Origin of the sequence: Streptomyces sp. NPDC053427 (assembly GCF_044544985.1) — a bacterium.
Taxonomy (GTDB): domain Bacteria; phylum Actinomycetota; class Actinomycetes; order Streptomycetales; family Streptomycetaceae; genus Streptomyces.
Window position 1 is genome coordinate 709270 of record NZ_JBITYA010000003.1, and the last position, 21965, is coordinate 731234.

A 21965-nucleotide genomic window follows, 5' to 3' on the forward strand; every position below is an offset into this window, starting at 1 on the left:
TAGATCCCCGGATCCGCAGCCGCTATGACTCGGCGATGCGCATACAGCGCCCACATAGGGGTCATGTGTCATATTGCGGACACATCTCCCGGCGAAAGGCGTGTCATGAAGTTCGCGGTCATCGGTGGTACTGGGCTGATCGGGTCGCAGGTCGTCAAGAATCTGAACGCCGCCGGGCACGAGGCGGTACCACAAGGGAAGTCCACTGGAATCGACGTCATCAGCGGCCAGGGACTGGACGAGGCGGTGGCGGGCTCCGACGTCATCGTCAACCTGACGAACTCCCCGACCTTCGACGAAGCCTCCCCGGCCTTCTTCCAGACCTCGATGGACAACCTTTTGGCCGCGGGCCGGAAGGGCGGCGTCGGTCACTTCGTCATTCTCTCGATCGTCGGCGTGGACCAGGTGCCGGAGCTGGACTACTACCGAGCCAAGGCGCTCCAGGAGGACATCCTCAGGGCCGGCCCGATCCCGTACTCCATCGTCCGCGCGACACAGTTCATGGAGTTCATCGACTCGGTCATGTCCTGGACCGCCGACAACGACACCGTCCGGCTCCCCGCCACGCCGATCCAGCCGATCGCCGCCAAGGACGTGGCCAATGCGGTGGCGGAAGTCGCCATGGGCACCCCGCTGAGGGGCATTCACAACATCGCCGGCCCCCAGGTCTTCTCCCTGGACGAGCTGGGCCGGATCACCCTGACCCACAACTCCGACCCCCGCACCGTCGTCACCGACCCCACCGCGGGCATGTTCGCCGCCGTCAAGGGAGACGCCCTCGTCGACAAGGACGCCCACCTCGCTCCCACCCGCTACGCCGACTGGCTCTCCTGAACCGCCCACGCCCACTCCCGCCCGCGGACCTCAGCGAAGGGCGATACCCGACTCCGTCGTCCACCCCGGCGCCGTCCGTCTGCATGCCGTCGTCTCCATGCACTCGGGTACGTGACTTCCGCTCCCGTGGGTGAACGACGTCGCTACGACCTGCCCTGCGCCCCTACGAGCCACGGCGGGGGAGCGGCCGGCCGCGGCGAACGTCCCGGTCCCGGCGGCGTACCCGCGCCGGCCCGCCGCCGTTCAGTCGGTGAGGTGCCGGGACTCCTTCCGGGGGATGCAGAAGACGGCGAGGACGGCGGCCGTCCCATACGCGGCCGCGCCGATGGCCATGCTCGTCCGCAGCCCGGTGGCGAAGCCGGATGCGCCGGCCAGCAGCGAGCCTCCCAGCGCGACGCCCGCGGCGCTGCCGACCTGGCGGGCGGTGTTGAACAGGGCGGAGGCGGTGCCGGAGTAGGTGTCCGGCGCGGCCGACATCACGGTGGCGGTCGATCCGGTGAGGGCGAAGGACGTGCCGAAGCCCGCCGCCATCATCGGCCCCACAAGCAGGAGGTAGTCCGGATTCGCACCGGCGGCCGCCCACCCGGCCAGACCGGCCGCTCCCAGCACCATGCCGGTGATCACGAGCGGGCGGTGTCCGGTGCGGCGTGCCAGCCGCCCGGACAGGACGGAGGCGAACATGGTCATGGCCACCGCCGGGAAGAGGGCGATCCCGGTGCGCAGCGCGGTCAGGCCGCGGTGGTGCTGGAAGTACAGGCTGGCGGTGAAGATCATGCCGTAGAAGGCGAAATTGAACAGCAGGCCGATGGCCGCCGCCCCGCTCATCGGGCGGGAGCGCAGCAGTCGCAAGGGCAGTACGGGGGTGCGGGCCAGACGCTCGCGCAGGACGAACGCGGCGGCTGCCAGCACGCACAGGCCGGCCCCGATGAGGATCAGTGGGTCCGTCCAGCCCCGTCGTCCGGCCTCGTTGAGGACAGTGGTGAGCAGGGCCACCGTAGCGACGAGGGCGCACTGGGCCGGCCAGTCCACGGGGCGGTCCGTACGCCGGGGCGAAGCCGACACGCGACGCAGCGTCAGCAACAGGCAGACGCATCCGACGGGCAGGTTGATGAAGAACACCCAGCGCCAGCCCACCGTGGTGACCAGGAGACCGCCCAGCAGGGGCCCGGCGGAGGCGGCGATGCCTGCCATGGAGCCCCACAGGCCGAAGGCCCGGGAGCGCTCGGCCGGTGCAGGATAGGCCTGTTGGAGGAGGGCGAGGGAGCCGGGCACGATCAGCGCCGCGCCGAGGCCTTCCACCAGCCGGGCGGCGATCAGGGTGCCGGTGCTCTCGGCCAGCCCGCAGCCGGCCGAGGCAAGCGTGAACACCACCACCCCGGTGCAGAAGATTCGGCGGTTGCCCAGCCGGTCTCCCAGCGCGCCCCCGGTGAGCAGCAGTCCGGCGAAGACCAGGGTGTAGCCGTCCGTGATCCACTGGATGCCGGTGAGCGAGGCGGACAGCTCCCGTCCCACCACCGGAACGGCGACGTTGACGACGGTGACGTCCAGGATGACCATGAAGTAGCCCGCGCAGACCGCGAAAAGCGGGGCCAGCCGCCGGCCCGAGCCCGCGGGCTTCTCCGGTCGATCGGCCTGGGGACTACCGGCGCGCACCATGGCGACACGGTATTCCCGGGACGCCCGCCTCCCGAGACTTCGAGCAGTCCAACGGCGTGCCGAGCGCTCACACCGCGCCGCATCGTCAACGCCACGCGCTTTCGGGCACCAGTGACATGGCCACCCTGGCACCGGCGATCCGCACGCCGCTTTCGCGCCCGGCGACGAGGCGACCGCCTGCCCGCACTCGTCGTCTCCGTTCCTTCGGGGGTGCGGTCGCGGATGTACGCGCGCTCCATGCCGGACATCGCGGCGGGCACGGTGAAGACGATCCCCGAGGGGTCGTGCGAGCCTTTGAGCTCCCCGGTGAGGAACTCCAGGCCCACGTCGCTCGCCTTCAGCTCCTCGGCGAGCATGGCCAGTTCGATGCCGCGGCCGAGCCGCTTGTGCTCGTGGACGACGAGCGTGACGGCGACGCCGGAGGCCCGGATTTCCCCGGCGACTTCACGGCCGTGTCCAGCTCGGGGCGCATGGTGGCACGGGCAGCGACCAGGCGTACAGCGGCGTGGGATCGACCATGGACAGCGCCTGCTGAGAGATCGCGAGCGTCCTGGCCGCCCGGCCGAAGTGCAGTTCTTCGGCGGTGCGCACAACGGCACGTACCTGCGCCACGTCGAGATCCATGGCTCCCACCACAGGTGACAACCGAAAGTTGTCGGCTTTGCTTGGCAGTTGTTGGATCGCGGGGCGGCCGCGGGGGTTGCATCCTCTCCATGCAAAGACTGATTCCCACGGGAGAAGCACCGCGCCCAGTCGCCTTCGCCGAGGTCCCCCAGCCCGTGCCGGAGCCGGATGAGGCACTGATCAAAGTCGAGGCGTTCGCCCCGAACCGGGGCGAGACATTCCTTCTCGAACACCCCCGGCCGGAGCTGTTGCCCGGCAAGGACATCGCAGGGCTCGTCGTACAGGCAGCAGCCGACGGCTCCGGCCCCGGCATCGGCACCCGCGTGGTCGGGCACCCGGCGCAGGGCGGCTGGGCCGAGTACGCCGCCCTGCCCACGCACTCGCTCGTGGTGCTCCCGGACAGCATCGACAGCGTACGGGCGGCGGCTCTGCCCCTGGCCGGGATCACTGCCCTGCGGCTGCTGCGTACCGCCGGTTCCCTGGCCGGCCGACGGGTACTACTGCACGGCGCATCAGGTGGCGTCGGCCACTATGTCACTGAACTCGCCGACTGGGCACAGACCGCCGAAACCCTGGTCGACCTGCGCGAGCGCCGGATACGCGGCAAGGCCGTCCTGCTGACTGGAGGAGCACGATGAGTCCCACCGAGTTCGCCGCCGCCCAGTGGACCCGTGCCACCGGTGCAGGCGTGGACGCTCACGAGTACCGGCGCGTCACCGATGGCCTTGCCTCCGTCGCCGACTGGGGGCCGACCTTCCTTCACACCGGACACGGCTACCTCCAGCGTGCGGAGGACGCGGAATCATCCCGCTCTGCGGGTGAGTACCTGCTGATGGCGGCCCGGTGGTTCCACCTGGCCACCCTGGCGCCGTACACGGAAGCACCTCGCGCTGCCGTCGAGGCGGATCACGCCCTGAGCAGAGCTCTCACCGTGCTGGAGCCCGGTGCGCGGCGGGTGAGCGGCGAGGGTTTCACCGGCTGGCTGCGTGGCCCCTCCGACGCGCCGGGGACCGTCGTCGTGGTCCCCGGCCTGGACTCGGCCAAGGAGGAGTTCCTCGATCTCGTATCCGCACTGCTGGCCAGAGGACTGGCGGTGTTCGCGATGGACGGCCCCGGACAGGGCGTTCTCGCGGCCACCACGACCTTCGTGCCGGACTACGAGCGGGTCGTGGGGCGGGTCATCGACGCCCTCGGCGCCGCACGCATCGGGCTCGTCGGTCTGAGCCTGGGCGGCTATTTCGCGGCCCGGGCCGCGGCGCTGGAACCGCGCGTGGCGGCCGTCGCGACCGTCAGCGGCCCCTTCCGCCTCGACTGGGCGGAACTGCCCCCGCCGGTACGGGACATCATGGCCCAACGCGCTGGAGGAATTGACGCCGCCCACGAGTTCGTACGCCACGTGGACCTCACCGCCCTGGCACCCCGCATCGCGGCCCCACTGCTGGTCGTGGACGGTGAGCAGGACGTCATCCCCGGCGTGACGAACGGCGAGTCCCTGGCCCGCCTGGCGCCGCACGGCACCTACCTGTCCGTCCCACACGGCGACCACCTCCTTGGCAACGCGCGGCCCGACTGGCTGCCCCACCTCAGCGACCACATCACGCACACCCTGACGGGAACACCAGCATGAACCGCTTCACCGGGAAGACCGTCCTCATCACCGGCGGCACCAGCGGCATGGGGCTCGCGACCGCACACCGCCTCCTCGCCGAAGGCGCCCACGTCATCATTACCGGCCGCACCCGCGCACGGGTGGACTCCGCAGTCCACCAGCTCGGCCCCAACGCCTCGGGGATCGTGGCCGACACCGCCGACCTCGACGCGGTGGACGCGCTGATGGAGACCGTCCGGGACCGTCACGGCCAGCTGGACGGCCTCTTCGCGAACGCGGGCACCGGCACATTCCTACCGTTCGAGAACATCACCGAGCCGGACTTCGACCACGGCACCAACGTCAACTTCAAGGGGGTGTTCTTCACAGTCCAAAAGGCACTGCCGCTGCTGGCGGACGGAGGCTCGATCGTCATCAACGCCTCCTGGACGCTCCACCGGGGCAACAGCGTCCTGACCCTCTACTCGGCGACCAAAGCCGCCGTGCACAACCTGGCCCGAACCCTCGCCGCCTCACTCGCCCCGCGCGGCATCCGCGTCAACTCCGTCAGCCCCGGCTATATCGACACGCCGATGTATCCCGCCGCCGCGCTGACCACGGCACAGGCAGAGGCAGTCACCGGTCAGATCGTCGCCGGCCGCTTCGGACGACCGGAAGAGGTGGCCGCGGCCGTGGCGTTCCTCGCCTCGGTCGACGCGTCCTACATCAACGGTCAGGATCTCGTCATCGACGGCGGCCTGGTCGGTGCCGTACCCGCCTGATGGTCGGCCGAACACACTCGCAGTCCGATCGGCCTTTTCCAGAACGGCACGGCTGGCCACTCTCGCTCCGTTCTCGACGCTCGACGACGAGAACGCCCTCCGCCCACCGCCACGCTGCCTCGTACATCCGGAGGACGGTGAGGTCCTGAAGTCGTCGGAGTCCGTCATCGTGCCTCCGCGCCCGATCGGCCGGCGTCCGCCGACGTACGGGGGCGGGGCACGGCGGCGGACGGCCCCAGGTCGAGGCGCTTGTTCATGTCCAGGCGGAACGTGCCGTACGGGTTGACATTGGGCCAGAACGGCGTCCCGGGTGGCGAAGGTGCCGTTCACCAGCCTGGTGAACGGCGGTCCGCAGGTTGCCGACTGTCGTCGACCTCCCGGGCATTCACCCGGACAGTCCAATGAGGCGTCCCACCACCGGGAAACGGGCCCAGAACCAACTGGCGGGTTACCTGTTCCCTGGTGCCTGGGATAGGACTTCGGGGCCGATACGGCATGGCACCCGCGCAGGTCAGCGGACCGTGCTCTGCCAGACGCTCTTCGACGGGAGGCTCTGGCCGTCGCCCCACCACGGTCCGGCTCAGCGGATGGCGTTGAACTCGCGCACCACTATCGGCAGAGCCTTGAGGACTGTCGTGCTGTGGTCGAAGTTCCCGACGTCACTGAGCTCCTGAGCGGCCCCGTTGGCAGTCAGCTGACGCTGGCAATGCTGGGAGTGCGTGAAGGAGACGTCCTTGTCGCCCTTGGCGTGGAAGAGGTGCACCGGGACGTCCGGCCGCCAGTCACACGTGGTGTCCAGCACGCGCAGTTTCCTCCGCAGTTCTCCCGTGGGGTGGCGCACCTTCTGAAGGAACTCTTCGGTGAACAGTTCCTTCGACGTCGCCGGCAGCGCGTCTGCGATCTCCGCCCCCGTGTGGTTGCCGTCGAAGAGTCGTTCCACCGTCTTGTCGAACGGGGCGCGGAAGGCCTGGTCCGGCGTGTCGTACAGGCCGTACATCCGGTGCCACGCGGTCGCGAAGTAGGCAAGATAAAGCGATGACCGGGCGGTCCTGTCGTCCGCTGCGGCCGCCTCGAAGGCGCTCAGATCGAACGGGCCGGCGATGGGGGCGAGGGCACCCAGGCGGAAGTACCGGTCGGCGCCCTGTTGCAGGGCCCGCCCGACCATCATCGTGGCGGGTCCGCCCTGGGAGAATCCGCTGATCAGCACGCGCCGGTCGAGGACTCGGCCGTCCCGCTGAACGAACGCGCGAGCCGCCCGCAGCGCATCCACCGACGCGGTGACAGTCGCCTCCGGGTGCCCGTACGGATGGAATCCGGGCCCCTTCCCCAGACCGAGGTAGTCCGGGGCGGACACCGCGTGGCCGGTCGAGGCGAACAGCAACGCCGTGGCCCGGTCCGTGGACTGGCCGTTGACCGAGGCCACTTCTCCTCGGTACACCTCGGTGCCGTGCAACCAGGACACGACCCGAAGATCGCGTTCACCGTTCCTGGGCACCACGACCAGTTCGCTGGCTGTAGTGGACCGGCCCTTGGTGTCGACCGTGCGGTACACGATCCGGTGGGCCCGCACGCCGTAGCGGACCTGCGTCGCCTCGATACCTGCCTTCTCCAGATGGGCCGCGACCTCCTTGGTGTCCAGGTCCGCCACGAGGGTCGCGGAGACCACCGAGCCACGCGCCGCGGGCTGCGGCTGGTCGGCCCGGACGGCGGGCGAGGAGGAGTGCTGACTGTCGGCAAGCCCTGTCCCCGCCAGTACGGTCGCAGCGCACACCAGGGCGAGTGCGCTGGACGCAGAGAATCTTTTACGTAACCGAGTGAAGGTCATGGCTGCACTCTGCCGTTCCCGGCACACGTGGTGCATTGGGGTAGCCCCCCATCTCGCTGAGGGGGTTTCCCCTACGGGGCGCGCCAACGCCGGGGAACTGGTTCAGGACATGGACTGCTGGCGGCTGGCGAGCGGTCACTTGCCGACGGACCCGCGGTAACCCCTTGGGATATCTGGATGCGTGTAGAGGGTGTTGCGTTTGAGCTTGCAGGCGCGGGGGAGTGTGCGCCGGGAGTGGCATGGTTGTGTATATGTCCGTGTTTTGTAACGCCTAACTGCATTTCTTCCGCTAAGGGGTGATGGAGGGTCAATGTGTGGGGGCCCGGTCAAACCGGCCGGGCTCCCGGTTTTCAGGCGCTCCTTGTGGGTGCCTTCTGCTGGAGGTATTCGTGCTCCGAAACGTTTCGCGCATCACCGCCACCTTCCTGGGTGCTGCGGCCCTTGCGGTCACCGCTGCGCTCCCGGCTGCCGCGGCCGACCACGGCCACCACGCCCCGGCCCCGCACCGTTCGGCGGTGGTGCTCGGCGCCATCCAGTACGACAGCCCCGGGCGGGACGACCGCTCCAACCGGAGCCTGAACGCCGAGTGGGTCACGGTGAAGAACACCGGCCGCTACCCGGTGAGCATCAAGGGGTGGACCCTCTCGGACAAGTCCGGGCACGCCTACCGCTTCGGAAACGTGCGCCTGGCCGGCCACTCCCAGGTCCGTGTCCACACCGGCAACGGCCGTGACAACCGCTCCGACCTGTTCCAGGACCGCCGCACCTACGTCTGGGACAACGTCCGCGACACCGCCACCCTGCGCAATGACCACCGCCGCATCGTCGATGCCGAAAGCTGGGGGCGCCACCACGAGCACCACGGTCACTGACCCGCACTGACCGGTAGTGAGACCTGATCACTCTCACCAGCCAACGGATGCGCCGCAGGTCCTGTGCCTGCGGCGCATCGCCGCGTTCAACGCTGGCCGGTCCTGGGCTTCGACACCGCCCACCGGCCCGCGCCGTGATCCCCGCGGATTCAGCGAAACCGCAACCTCTTCAGCGCGAACGAACCCACGAGTCCACCGGTGCGCTTCAGGGCGCTGTACCCGTGGCTCCGGGTGAGACACGAGGATGCTGAGTGAGCCGAAGGGCTTCGGCTGTGACATCGGCGTCGACCTGTGCCGGTGTTCTGTCGCCGTATTCGAGGATGTCGTACTCATCGTCCAGTTCGGCGAGTCGTTCAGCCAAGGGCAGTTCGTGCCCGAAGCGCCGGTGGATCCGGAGGGCCAGCTCCCGTGGCGTCAGTTTCCCGACCAGCATCCAGGAGGCAAGTGCTCGTGCGGCGGCTTCCTGCCCGGCAACGCTGCCGACCGGGTAGAAAGCGAGGCCCAGTTCGTCGAGTGCCGGGGGAAGCAGCTCGAGGACGTCGTAATCGGCCTCCGCGCGCGTGCACGCGGCCAAAATCCGCAAAGCGGGACCGTCGAGGCCGGCAACGAGTGCATCACAGGCGCCAGTAACGACATCGGTTGCACGGATCTCGCCAACGCTCCAGAGAGCGGCACGGTCCTGAAACTCGCAGGCTGCTGGTTCGGTGGACGGCATTTGTCCATGCTCTCGCCACTGGGTTGGGCCGGTCGAGCGGTTATCTGAGAGATCCCCGCTCGGCAGTCGGCAGCGTCTCCCAGAAGCGTGCGTGCTGAGTCCACGTACTGGATGGTGGTCCATGATCTGCGTATGAACGTGAACGCGACTGCCGCTGACTACGCCTGGCTCGACGAGGCCCTTCCCGGTCTCACCGAGGCGTACTGCCTCACCTTGATGCGAGGGCTCACCCCCGAGGAGGTACTGCGTCGGATCGGGGCTCGGGAGGAGCTGCGGATCACCGGCGTCGAGCAGTTGGCGGAGCCGGCATACGAGGCATGGGAAGAGTACGACGGGGACCGGATGTTCGTGGGCGTCGCCTCAGTTGGCGACTGGGCCCTGATGGTGGAGTACAACGGGTATCTCGGGGTCACTGACGAGGTGGCCGTGCCGCTCTCGCGCGGCACTCGGCTCGTGTCGCATTTCCGCAATGTCAACGCGGTGGACCATTTTTGGTGGATCGAGGACGGCGATATACGCGTCACCTTCGAGCCGCTGTTTCCGTACCAGCGGTACGGCAGCGCCCCGGACAGCCTCGTGGAGGAGATGCGCAGTGCCGGCTTCGACCTCAGCGACGGTGACGACCAGAGCCACGAACTGCACACCGAGGCCGCGTTCGCGCTGGCCGAGTGCCTGACGGGCATACAGCTCACCACCGAGGTCCTGACCTCTGCCACCTTCCTGTGCGGCATGGCCGCGCTGCCGCCGCGCGGCTAGTCGGCTGCCGGGTCGTCCACACAGCTGCGCCGTGCCCGCCTCTGACGACCGATCTCCGGCGGCCGTGGAAGAAGTCGGCCCCGCCGAACAAACTCTCACCGCTGTCCGGTTCCGGTGCGGGTGTCCGAATCTGCGCGCAAAGGCAGACTCTCACTGATTCAAAAGGAATCCCGAGAGGAGACCTGGTCGAAAGCAGGAAAGCCCTTCCCGGTCTCTGTCCAGGGCATCATGCGTGGCTGGTACGACCGGGTTGACACCGTTAGCTGGGGGCCCACTTATCTGGGAGCCTCTCCGGATCGGAGGTCGACCTGCAACGGCGTGATCTTTCAGGTGACGCAGGGGGAATTGAAGGCGTTCGCCGATAGGGAGAGGGGGTACGAGCTGATTCGCATTCCTCCTGGTGGCATCACCATGCTGGATGGTCGATCGGCTCCACCGCCCGGAAATTTCTGGTACTTCGGAAGCGTGTCGCGTAGATACGTCAGTCAGGAATTCCCCATTGTTCAGTCGTATGTAGATGTGTGCGTGAGTGGATGCCTGGCGATTGAGGATGAATTTCCGGCATCTCGCACAGCGAAGTTTGCGCAGAACTTCTTCAGCACTACGACTGACTGGAAGACTCCATGGATCAATGACCGTATTTATCCATGGAGGCCCTTTGTTCATGTTCCGCAAGCCAACAAGATCGACACTCTGATCCGGGATCAGCTTGGCGAAAAAATATTCCGCTCCATTTCTCTTCCCGGAGCCAGGATCTAAGCGCTGTCCCGTGAGTGACGTAGGGCATGCCGGTTGGTCGATTCCCGATTCCCGATTTCCCTGACTGCCCTGAGCGCTCCGCAGGAGATCGGGGACTTGCTCGGAGTCACCCGCCAAGCCGCCTTCGAGGGGTTCGGCAAGCCCATCGATCCCCGGACGGGCGAACCCATGGACAAGACAGTCCGCCGTCGAGAAAGCAGGGCGCACCAGCAGCCGTGCGTGCTCATGGCAGCGGAATCGGCTGCTCGGTCCAGATCGTCTTTCCGCGGGCGTGGTAACGCGTGCCCCAGAGCTGGGCGAACTGCGCGATCATGTAAAGTCCGCGGCCCCCTTCGTCGGTCTCCACCGCGCGCCGGATGTGCGGAGAGGTACTACTGCCGTCGGAGACCTCGCAGATCAGGCTGCGGTCCTGAATCAACCGCAAGCGGATCGGTTGGCTGCCGTAGCGGATGGCGTTGGTGACCAGTTCGCTGACGATGAGTTCCGTGGTGAACTCCAGGTCTTGCAGTCCCCATTCGGTCAACGTGCGAGCGGCCAACTTCCGTGCTGTGCCCACGACCTCGGGGTCACCCGGCAGGTCCCAGGTGACATGACGCTCCGGATCAAGCGCGCGCACCCGGGCCACGAGCAGCGCCGAGTCATCGTGTGCGCCGGGCGGTGGTAGATGCCGGATCAGCCCGTTGCAGATGTCGTCGAGCGATGCGGACGCGGTGAGTTGGCGGTCGGACAATGCCTTGCCGAGCCACGCCAGGCGGGTGGCGGCGTCCGGATCCGGCGGTTCCGCTGGACCGCCGGTGTACAGGACCAGGAGTTCGTCGTCGTTCATGGTCACTTCGCCGCAGCCGAAGGGTGCTCCGCCATGGCCGAGGGGAGGGCCGTCGGGCATGTCGAGTTCCGTCACCTGCCCGGCGGCCGACACCCGGGCGGGCGGTGGATGTCCCGCTCGGGCCACGGAGCACCGCCGGGTGAGGGGGTCGTAGACCGCGTACACACAGCGGGTCCCGGCCGTACCACCCGACCGCTCTTCGGTGTGCTCATCCTGGAAGCGGCTCACCTGGTCGTCGAGATGGGTGAGCAACTCCTCCGGTGACAGATCGAGATCCGCGAGGGTGCGCACCGCGGTGCGCAGCCGTCCCATGGTCACCGCCGCGTGCAGGCCCTGTCCCGCCACGTCTCCGACCACCAGCGCCACCCGTGCGCCCGACAGCGGGATCACATCGAACCAGGCGCCGCCCAGCACCGCGCTGCCGCTGGCCGGCAGGTAGCGCGACGCCGTCTCCACCGCGCTGAGCACCGGCATCCGCTGCGGCAACAGGCTGCGTTGCAGTGCCAACGCCGTGGCCCGTTCCCGGGTGTACCGCCTGGCGTTGTCGATGCACACCGCGGCGCGCGCCACGAGATCCTGGGCCAGCAGTACATCGTCCGCCTCGAACGGGTGGTCGCCCCTGAAGCGCAGGAAGACCACCACACCCAGCGCGGCGCCGCGCGCGTACATCGGCACCAGGAGCCACGAATGGACTCCGTACTCACCCACCAGGGCGGCCCGCTGAGGGTCGACCAAGGCCAGTTCGGCGCCCAGTTCGTCGCCGTTCAGCAACATCGGTTCCCCGCTGGCCAGCGCCCGGGAGAACAGCGAGGAGGTTCCGGTACTGAACGGGTCGACATCCCCCGTGGCGACGATCGGCCCCGCAGGGCCCTCGGGGACAGTGGAACCCGCCACCCGGCGCAGCGCCGTTCCTTCGGCGACCCATCCGGTCACCGGCTCCTGGCCGCCGAAGACAGGCTCCAGCAGATCGACGTAGGCGTGGTCGGCGAAGAGCGGGACCACCACATCGGTCAGTTCCTGCGCCGTGTACAGGACGTCCAGCGTGCTGCCGATCTTCGCGCTCGCGCCGTTGACCAGCGCCAACCGTTCACGGGCCCGGACCCGGTCGGTCATTTCGAACACGGCGTGCGTCAGACCGATCACCTCGCCGGACTCGCTTCGCAGCGGAACGATCGTCTCCGAAAAGACCTGATCCCGAACCGGGGCATCGGGATTACGGGCGTGCACCTCTGTAGCAACCAGCGCCTCTCCCGTGACCAGGACCTGCCGTTGCCGGGCCTCGAACGCCGCCATGTCCAACATCCCGGCCGGCGCCACCTCGCGCATGGACCGCCCGAGGAAGTCCCGGCTCCGGAAGCCCTTCAGGCGCCGCGCGTTCTGGGCGACGAAGCGCAGCTCGGTATCGAACACATCGATGTGGAAAGGCGATTCGGTGAACAGGCCCCTCAACAGGGCCCGCCCGAGGTTCTTCCGGCGCACGGCATCGGCGCTCTCCGCCCGCAGCAGCCAATACGGCTCATCAGAGGTGGTCACCAGAGGATGGGCCCACATCCCGACCTCCACCGGGCCACCGTCCCGATGCCGCAGGATGACCTGGTCGAGAACGGCTGTCCGCTGCGCTCGGCTGCGCTCCGCGAGCCGGGTGGCGTCGGAGCGGGTGTACAGCAGGTCGGCTGCCTCATGTCCGCGGACGTCCGCCGCGGTGTAACCGAGCAAGCGCTGAGCTCCTGAGCTCCAGCTCGTCAATACGCCGCGCGCGTCGACGGCGGCGTAGACCTCGTCCCCGGACTCGGGGAGATCGTCGAGGGCGTCATGGAACATGGCATCGCGCATGTGTCGGACCCACTCCGCGGCTCACGGCACTCGGCTGCCCACACCCAGTGATTTCCGTAGCCACATCAACGGGAAGATGTTGTTTCGTCGGCCGAACCCATCAACTGAACGCAATTCTATCGCCGGGGTGCGTCGCTCGCCCTTCAGCGTGAAGGTCGCGCATTTCCGGCGCACTTGATGTGAGAGGCGATCGACCAAGTTGCTCCGCAAGGCCGAACACAAGCCGTACGGCAGGCTCCGTCCCGGGTTTGGCCGTTGCATGCGACTGCTAGACGAAGAACGCGTTCATGCCGGGGATATCCGAAAGGTAGGTCTCGATGGAGGCGATTTTCCCGTCGCGCAGACGGCAGACCGTGGACAGATACTCGTCCAGCACCGCGTCCTCGCGCTCGGCGGTGTTGTGCAGGGAGAGGGCCATGTTCTCGCGGCTGACCAGGATGTGCAGCAACTCGAAATTCAGGCCGTAGGAGGCGATCTTCTTGGCCCGTTCCACCACCGCGTCCCCACCGGCCGCGGTGCCGGAGATCGCATTGTCGCCGGGAAGGCTCCAGGTGGCGTCGTCGTGCAGCATCGACCGGATCGCCTGCCAGTCGCCCACGATGAGGGCCGCGTGGAACTGCTGGCCGATGGCGTAGGCCGCGGTGGTGGCCATGGTGTGTCTCCTTAGCCTGCTTCTGCTCTGGTCACGTTCTGCCGGGGGCACGCTAAAGCAATTCGCTTTGCTTTAGCGTGGACGATAGTCTCCCCTCCTCGTTAAAGCAATCCAATCTGCTTTAGTGTGTGAGGGTGAACGTCGAATCACGGGCCCGGCGCCCAGGCGGCCGCAGTGCTCGCGTCCAGGCAGCGGTCCACCGCGCGGTCACCGAACTCATCGGCGAACGCGGCGCCGACCAGCTCACAATCCCCGCGGTCGCCGAACGCGCGGGGGTCAACCCGACCACCGTCTACCGGCGCTGGGGCACGCTTCCCGCCCTGCTGGCCGACATCGCCGCCCGACAAGACGCCGAGACTGCGATCTCCTCCAGTGGCGATCTCCGCACCGACCTGAAGAGCTACGCGATCCGGACACTGGACGACCTGTCCCGGCCGGGCGGCGTCGCGTTCTTCCGCGCAGAGGTCTCGGCGGACGTCGACGAGCGCCATGCCGGGCTCCGGGAGTGCCTGCGCCGCTGCACCGACCGGATCGAGGTGATCCTCGATGCCTCCCGCGACCGTGGAGAGAGGCCGCCCCCGCCGGAGCGGATCCTCGACCGGGTCGTCGCCCCGCTCTACTTCCGCGTGATCTTCTCCGTCCCCGGCACCGACGAGGCATACGCCCGCGCCCTGGTGGACGATCTGTTCACCGACTGACCTTGATGACCACGTAGCCGAAGGCGCCGGTCGAGCCGCGCCGTCACCGGCGAACGGAATCGCCGGCCGGCCTGCCGGGCATGCGGACGCGTACGGGCAATGCCGGCCGGCTTACGGCAGAGGGGCCGTGGGCAGCACCGCAATGACCTGGAAGCCGCCGTCGTCCCTCGGCCCGGCCTCGAAGGCGCCACCGAGCAGCTGGACGCGCTCGCGCAGCCCGACCAGGCCGTGGCCGCCGCCCGGCAGGTTGAGCGTTGCGGCCGTCCGGTCCGCAGGGCCGTTGCGGATCTCCACACGCAGGTCCCGTCCCTCGTGCCGTACGCGGACCTCCACCCGGGCACCGGGAGCGTGCTTGCGCACATTGGTCAGCGCCTCCTGGACGATCCTGAAAGCGGCCCGTTCCACGGGTTCTGGGTACGGCGCCTGCACCTCACCCGCATCTTCGAAGTCGACCTCGAGGGCGCTCTCGGCGATCAGCCGCCGCAGGTCGGACAGCCGCGGTTGCGGGGTCAGCTCTTCGCCGTCCCCGCCCGCCGCCCGCAGCACCCCCACCATGTGGCGCAGCTCGTCCAGGGTCCGTACGGCGAGCGCACGGATGGTCGCCGCATCGTCCTTCGCCGCCTGATCGCTGGTGCTGATCCGTAGCGCGCCTGCCCGAAGGCTGATGAGGCTCACCTGGTGGGCGACGACATCGTGCATCTCCCGGGCCAGCCGCGCGCGTTCGGTCGCCAGCAGCTGGTCGGCCAGCAGCCGGTCCGCCCGGGCCCGGCTGCTGGTCAGCTCGTCCAGCCGGGCCGCCAGCTCCGACCGTGTGGCGACGAGGAGTCCGAGCACCACCGGGGCCACGGCGGTCAGGAGGGCGTCCACGACGTTGAACACCGTCTCCCGCCCCGAGAGGGTGCTCAGACCGCTGAGCGGATAGGGCAGGAAGCGGGCGACTGCGACCAGCAAGGCGCAGCTCACCTGAACCCGGCGGTCGGTCCTGAGGCGGGCCAGCGTGTACAGGGCGATCATCGGAGCGAACCAGACGTAGCCGATGAACAGCCCGGGAAGCGTCGCGAGCAGCACGGTCACCGGCAGCCGGAGGCGCAGGAGCAGGGCGGCGGCCGCGAGCAGGGAGACGGCCAGCTCCAGGCCGGGGGAGACGCCGTTGACCAGCAGGGCGTCGGCGACCGCCGCCGCCACCGGTCCCAGGATCACGAACAGCCGCTTGCCCCGCGCCGACGTCCCGGTATCTCCCACCCAGGATCCCGGCGTCCCGATGTCCCTCACCCCGGATCCCCGGGGGAGCCGGGGACGGGCCGGACGAGGCCTGCCCGGTCGGCGAGCACGGCCGCCTGGACTCGGTTGAGGCCGCCCAGCTTGCCCAGCACCGTGCTGACGTGGTCCTTCACCGTGCCGTGCGCCAGATGCATCCGCTCCGCTATCGCGGCGTTCGACAGTCCCTCTCCGACCAGCGCGAGAACCTCTCGTTCCCGCTCGGTCAGCGTGCGCACGGCGCTGGCGGCCCCCTCGGCGCCGCCGGAGGCATGCAGGTATCCGCCGATCAGGGCGCGGGCCACGCCGGGGTCCAGGGTGCTGCCGCCTGCGGCCAGCGCCCGTACGGCCTGGACCAGCTGCTCGGGCTCGGTGTCCTTGAGCAGGAACCCCGACGCGCCGTGGCGCAGCGCCGTGGCGAGGTACTCGTCCGCATCGAAGGTCGTGAGCATCGTCACGGCGGGCAGTCCGTCCCCCAGGGCGGATCTGAGCCGCTGCAGCACCGTGAGGCCGTCGACGTCCGGCATCCGGATGTCCAGCAGCACCACGTCGGGACGGTGGGCGAGGACGGTGTCCACCGCCTGGCCGCCGGTGCAGTCCGCGACGACCTCGATGTCCGCGGCCGTACCAAGGATCATCCGCAGCCCGGAGCGGACCAGCTGCTCGTCATCGACAACGACAACGCGGATCACGTGCTCTCCTCGATCTCCATCCACTCCGAATCTATGTCCAATTTGTCACAACACGTTCCAATGTGTGTGGGGGCGCCTCGGTCAAGGTACGGGCGCGACCCCCGCCGATCGGCGGGGGCGGATCCCGACACCGGACGGATCCGCCGTGAGCCCCCACCCGAGAGGGTGCTCCCATGACACGACACACCGCGCAGTCGCCCGCCCCCGGCTTCGGCACAACCGCCCGGCCCCTCCGCACCATGCGGCACGCAGCCGTGCGGAGGGCCGTGCTGAGTGTTGCGGCGGTCGCCGGACTGTTGGGCACCGTTCTGATCTCGGCTGCCCCCGGACAGGCGGCCTCCCGACCCAGCGGCTTCGTGTCGGTGTACGACAAGGCCAAGCCCGATGGCGCGGATGAGCAGGCGTTCCTCGAGAAGAACCGGCTGCTCGAAAACGTCGCCGGCAACCTCAACAAACGCATCCGCATGCCGGCCACCGTCGAGCTGACCGGCCGCTCCTGCGGCAACACCGATGTCGGCTACGACTACGACACGTCCCGCGTCGACGTCTGCTACGAATTCGTGGCCGAGGTCCGCGATCTGTTCGAGGAAGCGGGTACCGACCGGGTCGCCGAGAAGACCGCCGACGTGGTGGCCGAGACGCTCTATCACGAGTCCGCGCACGCGTTGATCGACAAGCTGCGCCTGCCTTTCACGGGCCGCGAAGAGGATGTCGCCGACCAGTTCGCGGCGTACAACCTCATACCGGAAGGCCGGAAGGGGCAGCAGGCGATCCTGGACGCCGCCGCGAACTACGACCTGTTGGCCAAGCAGGCCGGCACGCAGGGCCTCGACCTCTCCGACGAGCATGCCCCGGACGCCGCCCGCTCGGCCAACTACCGCTCCTACGTCTACGGGGCGAACCCGAAGCGCTGGAAGTCGCTGGTCGATGGCAAGCACCTCACCCGCGAACGCTCCGAGCTCTCCGAATCCGAGTACTTCGGGCTCATGCAGGGCTGGTCCGGCCTTCTCGCACCCCACCTGAAGTGAGTGCCACGGCCCAGGTCGGAGTGCCGGTGAAAGGTGAATGCACCAACCGCTGACCGCTGACCGCAGGGCCCAGCGCAACTCGGCAGCAGATCGACCGCACAGCCTGCCGCACCGCCCAGGCACAACAATGAATCCCATGCCGACGCCACACCCCGCCTCCGCCGACAAACGAGGGCGGCTTCGACCTCATCCACGCCCGCTTGGTGCTGGTGCACGTGACCGACCGAGCCCTGCGCTCGATGGCCGAGGCGCTGCGGCCCGGAGGATGGCTTCTGCGAACGTCGCCTCCGGCCGTCTCGATCTGGCCACCTCCCCGATGATCTCCGCGTGGGGCCGTCGCGCCTGATCCGGCGCAGCCCGACGAGCACCCGCCTGCTCGCCCGTCAGAATCTCGACCGGCCCGCGGAAATGGGGGGACATACCCGCGGGGCCGTGGCAGGCTGTCGGCATGCTTGACCATGTAGCGATCCAGGTACGCGACGTTGCAGCGAGCGCGGTCTTCTATGACGCCGTCCTCGCGCCCCTCGGCGGCAAGCGGACGAAGGAATTCGGCGACTTCGTCAGCTTCGGTACCACTGGGCACACTCTCTGGCTTGTTCCCGTCGACGAAGACGGCAACGCCCGTGAGGTGCATCTCGCGTTCGCTGCGGCCGACCGCGCGGGCGTTGATGCGTTCCATGCCGCTGCGGTTGCAGCCGGCGCCGAGTCCCTGCACGCACCGCAGCTTTGGCCCCAGTACCACGAGTCGTACTACGGCGCCTTTGTTCGTGATCCCGATGGCAACAACGTCGAAGCCGTCTGCCACACACCGTAGGCCGTCCGACATCCATCAACGTCGAACAGCACCTCGAGGGCGGCCTCGCCTCTGAGCTGTTCGAGCCGGCACACCACATCACCGACACCACGAACCACGGCAGGGCAGAGACGCAAGCACGGACGGAGTCCACCCGCCGTCGGCCCACCGCGCGGCCCGCCCTGACCACGACGGCGAACTCCCCTGCGGCAGTAGTGCGTTGGCCTCCTGATGCCCGTTGGTGTCGCTGATGCCTGATGGGCAGTCAAATCAGGCTGTGAGCACCGGAGATGAAAAGTGAGTGGGCGATCCGCCGTGCATGGAATGCGCTCTCGATCAGAGAGTCCGAATGCCATCGGTCGTCCAGATAAACCCGGTGCGAAGCAAGATCACTGCATCGAGGTAACTCCAACGGCCTCATGGGCGAGCTAGGCGTACGGGCCGTTACTGTTTCCAGGGATCTGGACGGATTCTCAGATATTCGTTCTCGATTGCCAGGTATGCGAATCATTTTTCTCTTTCATCGTTTGGCGCCACGTACACCGATCACCGACCTCATGAAGGAGAGCTCGCCCGATGACCGTTGAGGCCGGCCCCGAAGCGCAGATGGAGTCGCCGCGGCGGTTCAGCCTGCGCACCGCGGCTGCTCGCAACCTTGCAGCCGCGGCCAAGACCGCTCCGCAGCTGCAGGAGATCACCTCTCGCCCGCTGCTGCGGGTGCTCACCTGGGTGGAGGTCAAGGATGGTGCCGACGTCCAGGTGATCCCTGGCGAGCTCGGTGAACTAAGCCTGCTGAGCGACTCTTACATCGGTGAGGTGTGTGTCGAGCGAGGCGCCCGCGCCGAGCGCCCTTCCGGGCGCGGACGCAGGATGGGACTGCGCCGCCACTGCCGAGACCGCTGGTGTGCTGCTCACCTTGTCCGGTCGCTGAGGCGCGGCCGACATCGTGAGGTTCGGCCGGCCACACCGGGGGAGTCGAGCTGCCGGGTGCCTTCGTCGACCACGAACGCAACACCCGCGAGTACGTACTCTCCGTCGCGCAGACCGTTCCATGGGTCCACACGAGGGTCGCCGACGTCTGAAACGAGCGATGAGGCGGACCGAGGAGCAGCTCAGGGACACCCTCGAGGCGCTGGGCGAGCGCCAGGTGCGCGCGCCGATCAACGACCGGGACCGCCCCAGGACGCTCGCTGCGATCGGGAGTGAGGCCGACGCCCGCGTGCTCTGTCCGGATCACGTCGACCTCGGCGGGCAAACAGGTCCTGTCCTGACGCGGGACTCCGCTCCTGACCTGCAGCACATTCCCCATCGGTAAGAACAGCACCAGCTCGGTCCTCGTCATGCCGACCGGCGAGGACAGCCCGGGCCTCATCGGCCTGCGCCGGACCGGCCTGGTGCCCGACACGCTCGGAGTGCTGGAGAACGTGCAGATCGCCCACAGACGCGACTGAGAGGCCCCGTCCGACGGCCACCCCGCGGCCCGGACCCTGCCGGCCGGGCAGCACGCCCGGGTTCCGGGACAGCACACCCACCTCACGAAGGAGCTACGGATGCCCGATCCTGGGAATTCTCTGCAGCCGAGACTGCTTGGCGCCGCGGCCGCCTTGGGGGCTCATGCCCCCACTCCTGCCGCCGACGTCGAAGCCGCCGGCGACGCGGCCACGGTGAGGGAAGCGAACCCTGCCCTGGACCGGATCCTGCGAGGCCCCAGTGGTCTGGGCACGGCGGGCCTGCACTTCTTCCGGTGCGAGGAGCCTCCGGCGCCCGAGACACCGGCGGAGGGCAAACCCATCCCAGGCCTCTACTACCGCCCGGTGCCGGAGCCTGACCCGGCACGGGTCGAGGAGGTCAGCCGAAGGATCAAGGCATGGGCGGTGGACGAGGCCCAGGTGTACCCCCCGGAGTGGGAGGACGAGTTCGACGGCTTCTCCGTCGGCCGCTACATGGTCGCCTGCCATCCGGACGCTCCCAGCATCGAGCACCTGATGATCGCCACGCGACTGATGGTCGCCGAGAACGCCGTCGACGACTGCTACTGCGAGGACCACGGCGGCTCGCCCATCGGACTCGGCAGCCGCCTCCTGCTGGCGCACACGGCCCTCGACCCCTTGCACACCACGCAGGAGTACCAACCGGGCTGGGCGGAGTCGCTCCAGTCGGACGCCCCTCGGCGTGCCTACCGGTCCGCCATGGAGTACTTCCTTCAGAACTCCACCCCTTCCCAAGCCGACCGGTTCCGGCACGACATGGCCCGTCTGCACCTTGGGTACCTTGCCGAGGCCGCGTGGGCCCAGACGGACCACATGCCCGAGGTGTGGGAGTACCTGGCGATGCGCCAGTTCAACAACTTCCGTCCCTGCCCGACCATCACCGACACCGTCGGCGGCTACGAACTTCCGGCCGACCTGCACTCCCAGCCCGCCATGCAGCGCGTCATCGCGCTCGCCAGCAACGCCACCACCATCGTCAACGACCTCTACTCGTACACCAAGGAACTCAACAGCCCGGGCCGGCACCTGAACCTGCCCGTGGTGATCGCCGAACGCGAGGGCGTCTCCGACCAGGAGGCCTACCTGAAGGCGGTCGAGGTCCACAACGACCTCATGCACGAGTTCGAAGCCGAAGCCGCCGCTTTGGCCGCCGCCTGCCCCGTCCCGAACGTCCTGCGCTTCTTGCGGGGAGTGGCCGTCTGGGTCGACGGCAACCACTACTGGCACCAGACCAACACGTATCGATACAGCCTGCCCGACTTCTGGTAAGGATGGACTTATCTGTGACCAGCACCAAGCTCACCACCGCCACCGCCACGTCCGCGTTCGTCCCCGCCCCGGCATCGCCCTACCAGGGTGACATCGCGCGTTACTGGGACCAGGAGGCCAGGCCCGTGAACCTGCGCCTCGGCGACGTCGACGGGCTCTACCACCACCACTACGGCATCGGCGACATCGACCACACCGCCCTCGGGGACGCCGACGACAGCGCGTACGAGAAGAGGCTGATCGCCGAGCTCCATCGCCTGGAGTCGGCGCAGACCGAAGTCCTCCTGGACCACCTCGGTTCCATCGGGCGTGACGACACGCTCGTGGACGCAGGCTGCGGCCGGGGCGGTTCGATGGTCATGGCTCACCAGCGCTTCGGGTGCAAGGTCGACGGCGTCACCCTGTCGGCCAAGCAGGCCGACTTCGCCAACCGGCGCGCACATGAACTCGCCATCGGGGACCACGTCCGGGCCCACGTGGGCAACATGCTCGACACTCCCTTCGAGACGGGCCATGCCGCGGCCTCGTGGAACAACGAGTCGAGTATGTACGTCGACCTGCACGACCTCTTCGCCGAGCACTCCCGCATCCTTGAGGTCGGCGGTCGCTACGTGACCATCACCGGCTGCTGGAACCCGCGTTACGGCCAGCCCTCGAAGTGGGTCTCCCAGATCAACGCGCACTTCGAGTGCAACATCCACTCCCGCCGGGAATACCTGCGCGCCATGGCCGATAACCGTCTCGTACCGCAGGCCGTCGTGGACCTGACTGCCGCGACCCTGCCCTACTGGGAGCTGCGGGCCACGTCGTCCCTGGTCACCGGCATCGAGGAGGCGTTCATCAACTCCTACAAGGACGGCTCCTTCCAGTACCTCCTGATTGCAGCCGACCGCGTCTGACCGCTCGCCGACCGAAGGGGCCGGGCCCGTCATCTGACGGGCCCGGCCCCTTCGCGGCAGCGCCAGGACGGCTTCCCCGGTTCGGTCAGTGAAGGCCGCACACATGATTACGAAGGG

At 68.3% G+C, this 21965-nt stretch carries 18 protein-coding genes and 5 pseudogenes; 14 read left to right on the forward strand and 9 right to left on the reverse strand.

The annotated features are described in order from the left end of the window. Positions 1-105 precede the first annotated feature (105 nt). A complete protein-coding gene (locus ACIGWZ_RS11255; protein ID WP_400063085.1) occupies positions 106-834 on the forward strand; it encodes an SDR family oxidoreductase in 729 nt (242 codons plus the stop codon). Between the two features lie 243 nt (positions 835-1077). On the opposite strand, the gene ACIGWZ_RS11260 is transcribed toward ACIGWZ_RS11255, so the two are convergent. From ACIGWZ_RS11260 to ACIGWZ_RS11270, 3 genes and pseudogenes are all read right to left on the reverse strand, one after another. Continuing rightward, complete coding sequence (locus tag ACIGWZ_RS11260; RefSeq protein WP_400063087.1) at positions 1078-2490, reverse strand: MFS transporter; 1413 nt, start codon at positions 2488-2490, stop codon at positions 1078-1080. A gap of 251 nt (positions 2491-2741) precedes the next feature. After that, a pseudogene (locus ACIGWZ_RS11265) lies at positions 2742-2846 on the reverse strand (recombinase family protein); the annotation flags it as partial. Positions 2847-3009: 163 nt separating this feature from the next. Then, positions 3010-3114, reverse strand: a pseudogene (locus ACIGWZ_RS11270) (LysR family transcriptional regulator); the annotation flags it as partial. An 89-nt stretch (positions 3115-3203) separates the two neighbouring features. On the opposite strand from ACIGWZ_RS11270, the pseudogene ACIGWZ_RS11275 reads away from it, so the two are divergent. The 3 genes and pseudogenes from ACIGWZ_RS11275 to ACIGWZ_RS11285 all read left to right on the forward strand — a co-directional run. Beyond that, a pseudogene (locus ACIGWZ_RS11275) lies at positions 3204-3710 on the forward strand (alcohol dehydrogenase catalytic domain-containing protein); the annotation flags it as partial. A gap of 38 nt (positions 3711-3748) precedes the next feature. Then, a complete protein-coding gene (locus ACIGWZ_RS11280) occupies positions 3749-4741 on the forward strand; it encodes an alpha/beta hydrolase family protein (RefSeq protein ID WP_400063089.1) in 993 nt (330 codons plus the stop codon). Continuing rightward, positions 4738-5484: an SDR family oxidoreductase gene (locus tag ACIGWZ_RS11285; RefSeq protein WP_400063091.1), complete on the forward strand. Its 747-nt coding sequence runs from the start codon at positions 4738-4740 to the stop codon at positions 5482-5484. Before ACIGWZ_RS11280 ends, ACIGWZ_RS11285 begins: the two co-directional genes overlap by 4 nt. 580 nt (positions 5485-6064) lie before the next feature. Here ACIGWZ_RS11285 and ACIGWZ_RS11290 read toward each other — a convergent pair. Beyond that, the gene (locus ACIGWZ_RS11290; protein ID WP_400063093.1) at positions 6065-7255 is read right to left on the reverse strand and encodes an alpha/beta hydrolase family protein; all 1191 of its coding nucleotides are present in this window, start codon (positions 7253-7255) and stop codon (positions 6065-6067) included. A gap of 443 nt (positions 7256-7698) precedes the next feature. On the opposite strand from ACIGWZ_RS11290, the gene ACIGWZ_RS11295 reads away from it, so the two are divergent. Next, the gene (locus tag ACIGWZ_RS11295; RefSeq protein WP_400063095.1) at positions 7699-8181 is read left to right on the forward strand and encodes a lamin tail domain-containing protein; all 483 of its coding nucleotides are present in this window, start codon (positions 7699-7701) and stop codon (positions 8179-8181) included. A gap of 205 nt (positions 8182-8386) precedes the next feature. Here the strand turns inward: ACIGWZ_RS11295 and ACIGWZ_RS11300 are convergent, their stop codons facing one another. Further along, positions 8387-8896: a hypothetical protein gene (locus ACIGWZ_RS11300; RefSeq protein ID WP_400063097.1), complete on the reverse strand. Its 510-nt coding sequence runs from the start codon at positions 8894-8896 to the stop codon at positions 8387-8389. Between the two features lie 132 nt (positions 8897-9028). On the opposite strand from ACIGWZ_RS11300, the gene ACIGWZ_RS11305 reads away from it, so the two are divergent. Together ACIGWZ_RS11305 and ACIGWZ_RS11310 are read left to right on the forward strand one after the other, a co-directional pair. Next, positions 9029-9652: a DUF6461 domain-containing protein gene (locus ACIGWZ_RS11305; RefSeq protein ID WP_400063099.1), complete on the forward strand. Its 624-nt coding sequence runs from the start codon at positions 9029-9031 to the stop codon at positions 9650-9652. 318 nt (positions 9653-9970) lie between these two features. Further along, on the forward strand, positions 9971-10411 hold the full coding sequence (locus ACIGWZ_RS11310) for a hypothetical protein (RefSeq protein WP_400063101.1): 441 nt from the start codon (positions 9971-9973) through the stop codon (positions 10409-10411). 223 nt (positions 10412-10634) lie between these two features. On the opposite strand, the gene ACIGWZ_RS11315 is transcribed toward ACIGWZ_RS11310, so the two are convergent. Both ACIGWZ_RS11315 and ACIGWZ_RS11320 read right to left on the reverse strand, forming a co-directional pair. Continuing rightward, positions 10635-13070, reverse strand: coding sequence for a SpoIIE family protein phosphatase (locus ACIGWZ_RS11315; protein WP_400063103.1), 2436 nt, complete (start codon positions 13068-13070; stop codon positions 10635-10637). A gap of 268 nt (positions 13071-13338) precedes the next feature. After that, the gene (locus tag ACIGWZ_RS11320) at positions 13339-13722 is read right to left on the reverse strand and encodes a nuclear transport factor 2 family protein (protein WP_400063105.1); all 384 of its coding nucleotides are present in this window, start codon (positions 13720-13722) and stop codon (positions 13339-13341) included. A gap of 134 nt (positions 13723-13856) precedes the next feature. Here ACIGWZ_RS11320 and ACIGWZ_RS11325 point away from each other — a divergent pair, with 134 nt between their 5' ends. Continuing rightward, on the forward strand, positions 13857-14420 hold the full coding sequence (locus ACIGWZ_RS11325) for a TetR/AcrR family transcriptional regulator (protein WP_400063107.1): 564 nt from the start codon (positions 13857-13859) through the stop codon (positions 14418-14420). Between the two features lie 111 nt (positions 14421-14531). Here the strand turns inward: ACIGWZ_RS11325 and ACIGWZ_RS11330 are convergent, their stop codons facing one another. Both ACIGWZ_RS11330 and ACIGWZ_RS11335 read right to left on the reverse strand, forming a co-directional pair. Then, complete coding sequence (locus ACIGWZ_RS11330; protein WP_400063109.1) at positions 14532-15662, reverse strand: sensor histidine kinase; 1131 nt, start codon at positions 15660-15662, stop codon at positions 14532-14534. 26 nt (positions 15663-15688) lie between these two features. Then, a complete protein-coding gene (locus ACIGWZ_RS11335; RefSeq protein WP_400063112.1) occupies positions 15689-16369 on the reverse strand; it encodes a response regulator in 681 nt (226 codons plus the stop codon). A gap of 173 nt (positions 16370-16542) precedes the next feature. Between ACIGWZ_RS11335 and ACIGWZ_RS11340 the strand changes: the two genes are divergently transcribed. The 6 genes and pseudogenes from ACIGWZ_RS11340 (at position 16543) to ACIGWZ_RS11365 (ending at position 21848) form a co-directional block, all read left to right on the forward strand. After that, positions 16543-17397, forward strand: a complete 855-nt coding sequence (locus tag ACIGWZ_RS11340) for a DUF4344 domain-containing metallopeptidase (RefSeq protein WP_400063114.1) — start codon at positions 16543-16545, stop codon at positions 17395-17397. Between the two features lie 155 nt (positions 17398-17552). After that, a pseudogene (locus ACIGWZ_RS11345) lies at positions 17553-17672 on the forward strand (class I SAM-dependent methyltransferase); the annotation flags it as partial. A gap of 173 nt (positions 17673-17845) precedes the next feature. Next, the gene (locus ACIGWZ_RS11350; protein WP_400063115.1) at positions 17846-18211 is read left to right on the forward strand and encodes a VOC family protein; all 366 of its coding nucleotides are present in this window, start codon (positions 17846-17848) and stop codon (positions 18209-18211) included. A 555-nt stretch (positions 18212-18766) separates the two neighbouring features. Next, positions 18767-19641 (forward strand): annotated as a pseudogene (locus ACIGWZ_RS11355) (hypothetical protein). A gap of 99 nt (positions 19642-19740) precedes the next feature. After that, the gene (locus ACIGWZ_RS11360; RefSeq protein ID WP_400063117.1) at positions 19741-20949 is read left to right on the forward strand and encodes a family 2 encapsulin nanocompartment cargo protein terpene cyclase; all 1209 of its coding nucleotides are present in this window, start codon (positions 19741-19743) and stop codon (positions 20947-20949) included. A 2-nt stretch (positions 20950-20951) separates the two neighbouring features. Then, positions 20952-21848: a geranyl diphosphate 2-C-methyltransferase gene (locus ACIGWZ_RS11365; RefSeq protein WP_400063119.1), complete on the forward strand. Its 897-nt coding sequence runs from the start codon at positions 20952-20954 to the stop codon at positions 21846-21848. Positions 21849-21965: the final 117 nt, after the last annotated feature.

Excerpts from the sequence above, each read along its gene's own strand:
- ACIGWZ_RS11255 (WP_400063085.1), top strand. The coding sequence starts at position 106 with ATGAAGTTCGCGGTCATCGGTGGTACTGGGCTGATCGGGTCGCAGGTC.
- ACIGWZ_RS11260 (WP_400063087.1), bottom strand. The coding sequence starts at position 2,490 with ATGGTGCGCGCCGGTAGTCCCCAGGCCGATCGACCGGAGAAGCCCGCG.
- ACIGWZ_RS11280 (WP_400063089.1), top strand. The coding sequence starts at position 3,749 with ATGAGTCCCACCGAGTTCGCCGCCGCCCAGTGGACCCGTGCCACCGGT.
- ACIGWZ_RS11285 (WP_400063091.1), top strand. The coding sequence starts at position 4,738 with ATGAACCGCTTCACCGGGAAGACCGTCCTCATCACCGGCGGCACCAGC.
- ACIGWZ_RS11300 (WP_400063097.1), bottom strand. The coding sequence starts at position 8,896 with ATGCCGTCCACCGAACCAGCAGCCTGCGAGTTTCAGGACCGTGCCGCT.
- ACIGWZ_RS11305 (WP_400063099.1), top strand. The coding sequence starts at position 9,029 with ATGAACGTGAACGCGACTGCCGCTGACTACGCCTGGCTCGACGAGGCC.
- ACIGWZ_RS11315 (WP_400063103.1), bottom strand. The coding sequence starts at position 13,070 with ATGCGCGATGCCATGTTCCATGACGCCCTCGACGATCTCCCCGAGTCC.
- ACIGWZ_RS11320 (WP_400063105.1), bottom strand. The coding sequence starts at position 13,722 with ATGGCCACCACCGCGGCCTACGCCATCGGCCAGCAGTTCCACGCGGCC.
- ACIGWZ_RS11340 (WP_400063114.1), top strand. The coding sequence starts at position 16,543 with ATGACACGACACACCGCGCAGTCGCCCGCCCCCGGCTTCGGCACAACC.
- ACIGWZ_RS11350 (WP_400063115.1), top strand. The coding sequence starts at position 17,846 with ATGCTTGACCATGTAGCGATCCAGGTACGCGACGTTGCAGCGAGCGCG.
- ACIGWZ_RS11360 (WP_400063117.1), top strand. The coding sequence starts at position 19,741 with ATGCCCGATCCTGGGAATTCTCTGCAGCCGAGACTGCTTGGCGCCGCG.
- ACIGWZ_RS11365 (WP_400063119.1), top strand. The coding sequence starts at position 20,952 with ATGGACTTATCTGTGACCAGCACCAAGCTCACCACCGCCACCGCCACG.